Origin of the sequence: Streptomyces sp. SID1328 (genome assembly GCF_009865595.1) — a bacterium.
Classification (GTDB): Bacteria; Actinomycetota; Actinomycetes; order Streptomycetales; family Streptomycetaceae; genus Streptomyces; species Streptomyces griseoluteus.
In genome coordinates this window covers 1-4,198 of sequence record NZ_WWKH01000794.1, presented here as the reverse complement: position 1 = coordinate 4,198, position 4,198 = coordinate 1, and the positions used below count along the sequence as shown (strand labels likewise).

Here is a 4,198-nt window from a genome sequence, read left to right as displayed (position 1 = left end):
CCGAGCCGGGCGAGCGGACTGGGCGCCAGGGCGCGGGCGGCGCCCCGGCCGTAGTACCGCTCGACGTGGTACTGGCCCACACTGAGCACCGACGTCACCGCGATGTACCAGACGGTGGCCACCAGCAGCAGCGGGATGACCTGGTAGGTCCGGTTGTAGATCAGCTGGACGGAGAACAGCAGGTCGTGCACGGCCAGCACGCTGACGATGCTGGTGCCCTTCAAGGTGCCGATCAGCATGTTCCCGGCCGTCGGCACGATGGAGCGCATCGCCTGCGGGACGACGATCCGGCGCAGGGTGCGCCATCTGCCGAGGCCCAGCGCCTGCGCCGCCTCGGTCTGCCCGGCGTCCACGGAGAGGATGCCGCCCCGGATCACCTCGGCCGCGTACGCCGTCTCGTGCAGGGTGAGGCCGATCAGCGCGGTGAGGGTCGGCCCGAGCAGGTTCACCGTCTTGACCGTGACGAACTCGGGGCCGAACGGGACGCCGACGCCGAGGGTCGGGTACAGCGCGCCGATGTTGAACCAGAACAGCAACTGCACCAGCAGCGGCGTCGAGCGGAAGATCCACACATAGCCCCAGCTCAGGGTGCGCAGTACGGGGTTGGCGGAGAGGCGGAGCACCGCGATGCCGGTGCCGAGCAGGAACGCCAGCACCATCACGGCGGCCGTCAGCCACAGGGTGAGCAGCAGCCCGTCCAGCACGGCGGCGGTGGTGAAGTACTGCCCCACCACCTGCCACTGGAAGGCGTCGTTGCGCACCACGGAGTTGAGCACCATGGCCAGGACCAGCAGTGCGACGGCCGCGGCGATCCAGCGGCCGAGGTGCCGGCGCGGCACGATCCGGGGCAGCTCGGTGCCGTCGGAGGGCGGCGCGGCCGCGGGGGGCTTCAGCAAGGAAGGAGAGGTGACATCGGAAGGCGTGGCCATCGGTTAACGCTCCGGGGAGGGAGGTGCGGACGTGGGCGACCGTCCGGTGGCACACGTACTCACGTACGGTGCGGCCGGTGGCCTGCGTCGTCACGTGCCGCGTCCCTCAACGCGACCGGCTGAGCCCGCCGCGTGGCAGGCCCGTCCGCCGTCGATCGTATGGGTGTACCGCACATGTCTGTCAACCACAGCTGTGGCAACCACACCGGACACGGCGTCGGTTGTGGTCCGGCATGCGGTCACGGGTTGACGAAAAGCGAGATGCGCTGCTCAATTGACCGCATGGATGCCCAGCAGCGCTTGGTCACGCGCGATCACATCGACTTCGGTCGAGTGTGGTCGTCCTCGTGTTGCGCCTGACTCGGCAGCGGGCCGTCTGACCGGCCCTTTCCCTCCGCCGGCGCAACCCCGGCGCGGGCCGATGCCCACCCTTCCGCGCGCTGCCGCCGCACCGTCTCTCTTTCACCCGACGCCCGTCGTCGTCACGCCGCATTTCTGACGCACTGTTCTGACGCTTCATCAACTTTGTTTGTGCGCAGGGCCGTTCAGTCCTGCACGCCTGCGCTTTCTCGCCGGAAAGGCTCACTCATGCCAGTGGAGTTCCTCGGCATAGCCGCGACCAACGACGGCTCCGAAACCACCCCGCGCTCGGGCGCGGCCTTCGACAGGGACTACACCCTCCGCCTCGCCCGGGCCCACGAGGACCACGGCTGGGACCGGGTGCTGTTCGCCTATGGTTCCGGCTCCCCGGACCCCGCGCCCGCCGCCGCGTACATCGCCGCCCGCACCGACCGGCTGCAGCTCCTGCTCGCCCACCGGCCCAACGTCTCGTACCCCACCTTCGCCGCCAAGACCTTCGCCACCCTGGACCAGATCAGCGACGGCCGGCTCACCGTCCACTTCATCACCGGTGGCAACGACCACGAACAGGGCCGCGAGGGCGACACCCTCACCAAGGACGAACGCTACGCCCGCACCCGCGAGTACATCGGGATCGTCAAGAAGATCTGGACCACCCACGAGGCGTTCGACCACGAGGGCGAGCACTACCGGTTCCACGACTTCGTCAGCGACGTCTTCCCCGTCCAACAGCCGCGCCCCGGAGTCTCGTTCGGCGGCTCCTCGGCCGCCGCCTACGCCGCCGGCGGCGCCGAGGCCGACATCTACTGCCTGTGGGGCGAACCGCTGGCCGAGACCGCCGCGCAGATCGAGAAGGTCAAGGCCGCCGCCCGCGAGGCCGGCCGCACCGACGTGCCCCGCATCCAGGTCGCCTTCCGACCGATCATCGCCCCCACCGAGGAGCTGGCCTGGGAGAAGGCACACCGCACGGTCGGTGCGATCAAGCAGCGCCGCGAGGCGGGCCTCGTCCGCCATCACCGCAGCGGCGCCCCCGAGAACGCCGGTTCGCAGCGCCTGATCGCCATCGCCGAGGCGGGCGAGCGCTACGACCGCGCCCTGTGGACCCCGACCGCCGCCGCGACCGGTGGCGCGGGCAACTCCAATGCCCTGGTCGGCACCCCGGAGACGGTCGCCCAGGCCCTGCTCGACTACTACGACCTCGGCGTCGACATCCTCTCCGCGCGCGGCTACGACCTGCTCGGCGACGCCATCGACTTCGGCCGCCATGTCATCCCGATCGTCCGCGAGGAGGTCGCCAAGCGGGACGCCGCCCGCGCGGCCGGCACCGGCCCGCTCACGGCGGTGGGCGAGTGAGCCTGCCCGCCCTCTCCGCACGGTCCATCGTCCACGTGGCCGTCTCCGACCCGCGCGTACGGCCCCTGCTGCGCGAACTCGGCGAGGAGTACTCCGCCCGCTACGGCAAGGACGCGCACGCCGAACTCGCCCGCTATCCCGACGAGGAGTTCACCGCGCCGCACGGCGGTGTCCTGCTGCTGATCATCGAGGGCGGCGAACCCGTCGCGGGCGGCGCCTTCCGCCGGTACGACGCGGCCACCGCCGAGCTGAAGCGGATCTGGACCCACTCCGGTCACCGCCGCCGGGGCCTGGCCCGCGAGGTCGTCGCCGAGCTGGAACGCGAGGCGCGCGCCCGTGGCTACCGGCGGATCTACCTCACCACCGGACCCCGCCAGCCCGAGGCCCGCGCCCTGTACCTGAACACCGGCTACCGACCGCTCTTCGACACCGAGGCCGACCCGGAGTCCATCGGCCCGCTGCCCTTCGAGAAACACCTCCGCACCGGAAAGGCCACCGCCCAGTGAAGCTCCCCGGCATCCCCGGCCGCACGCGCCCGCTCATGGCCGCCGCCGCGCTCCTGCCCCTGCTGGCCCTGACCGGGTGCGGCTCCGGCGACCCCGCCGAGGCGACCGCCGCCGGCGGGTCGCCCGCACCGACCGCCGACCCCGTGGCCGCCGTCCACAAGGTCGACTCGGCCGCCGCCCTGCTGCCCGCCGACGTACGCTCCGCGGGCACCCTGCGCATCGGCAGCTCGGTCGGCGCGCCACCCTCCGCTTACTACCCGAACGGCTCCCGCACACCCCAGGGCCAGGACATCGACATCGCGTCGGCCGTCGGCAAGGTGCTCGGGATCAGGCTGGAGCGGCAGGACGCCTCCTTCGAGACCATCCTCCCCGCCCTCGGCAGCGGCAAGTACGACGTGGGCACCGGCAACTTCGGCGTCACCACCGAGCGGCTGAAGACCATCGACTTCGTCACCTACATCGACGACGGCCAGGGCTTCGCCGTGAAGCAGGGCGACACCTCCTTCGGCAAGAAGATCACCGACCTGACCCAGCTCTGCGGCCGCACCGTCGGCATCAACGCCGGCACGACCTTCGAGGCCACCCTCGCCGCACAGAAGGGGGTGTGCGCCAAGGCCGGCAAGAAGCCGTACGAGGTGAAGGTGTACTCGGAGAACGGGGCGACGATCACCGCCCTCCAGCAGGGCCGTATCGACGTGATCATGTCGACCATCAACGGCCTGCGCTACCAGGCCGCCCAGCCCGCCGCGCACACCGCGTTCCTCGGCGAGTACCACCGCCTCGACGTCGGCTTCGCCTTCAAGAAGGGCTCGAAGCTGACCAGGGCGTTCCAGGCCGCCGTCAACGAGCTGATCAAGAACGGCACTTACGACCGCATCCTCAAGAAGTGGGGCACCACCGGCTCCGCCATCGACAGCTCGCGGATCAGCCCGCCCGAGCACGCCTGAGAAGCGACGGAACCCACCATGACCACCGCCGCCCCCGACACCGCCCCGGCCGCGCCCCGCGTGCCGCCCGCCACCGCCGACCCGGCCGCCTTCAAGGTCGTCC

Annotated in this window: 4 protein-coding genes; 3 read left to right on the top strand and 1 reads right to left on the bottom strand. The window is 71.2% G+C overall.

The window, feature by feature from the left end:
- A partial coding sequence (locus tag GT030_RS25605) for an amino acid ABC transporter permease (protein ID WP_161203138.1) occupies nt 1–929 on the bottom strand: 929 nt, incomplete at its 3' end.
- A 588-nt stretch (nt 930–1,517) separates the two neighbouring features.
- Here GT030_RS25605 and GT030_RS25600 point away from each other — a divergent pair.
- From GT030_RS25600 to GT030_RS25590, 3 genes are read left to right on the top strand one after another with little or no spacing between them, the layout of a single operon-like run.
- On the top strand, nt 1,518–2,642 hold the full coding sequence (locus tag GT030_RS25600) for an LLM class flavin-dependent oxidoreductase (protein WP_161203137.1): 1,125 nt from the start codon (nt 1,518–1,520) through the stop codon (nt 2,640–2,642).
- 2 nt (nt 2,643–2,644) lie between these two features.
- Entirely contained in the window at nt 2,645–3,148 is a 504-nt protein-coding gene (locus GT030_RS25595) for a GNAT family N-acetyltransferase (protein ID WP_161203140.1), read from the top strand.
- A 35-nt stretch (nt 3,149–3,183) separates the two neighbouring features.
- Complete coding sequence (locus tag GT030_RS25590) at nt 3,184–4,095, top strand: ABC transporter substrate-binding protein (RefSeq protein WP_202460555.1); 912 nt, start codon at nt 3,184–3,186, stop codon at nt 4,093–4,095.
- The last annotated feature ends 103 nt before the right edge of the window (nt 4,096–4,198 follow it).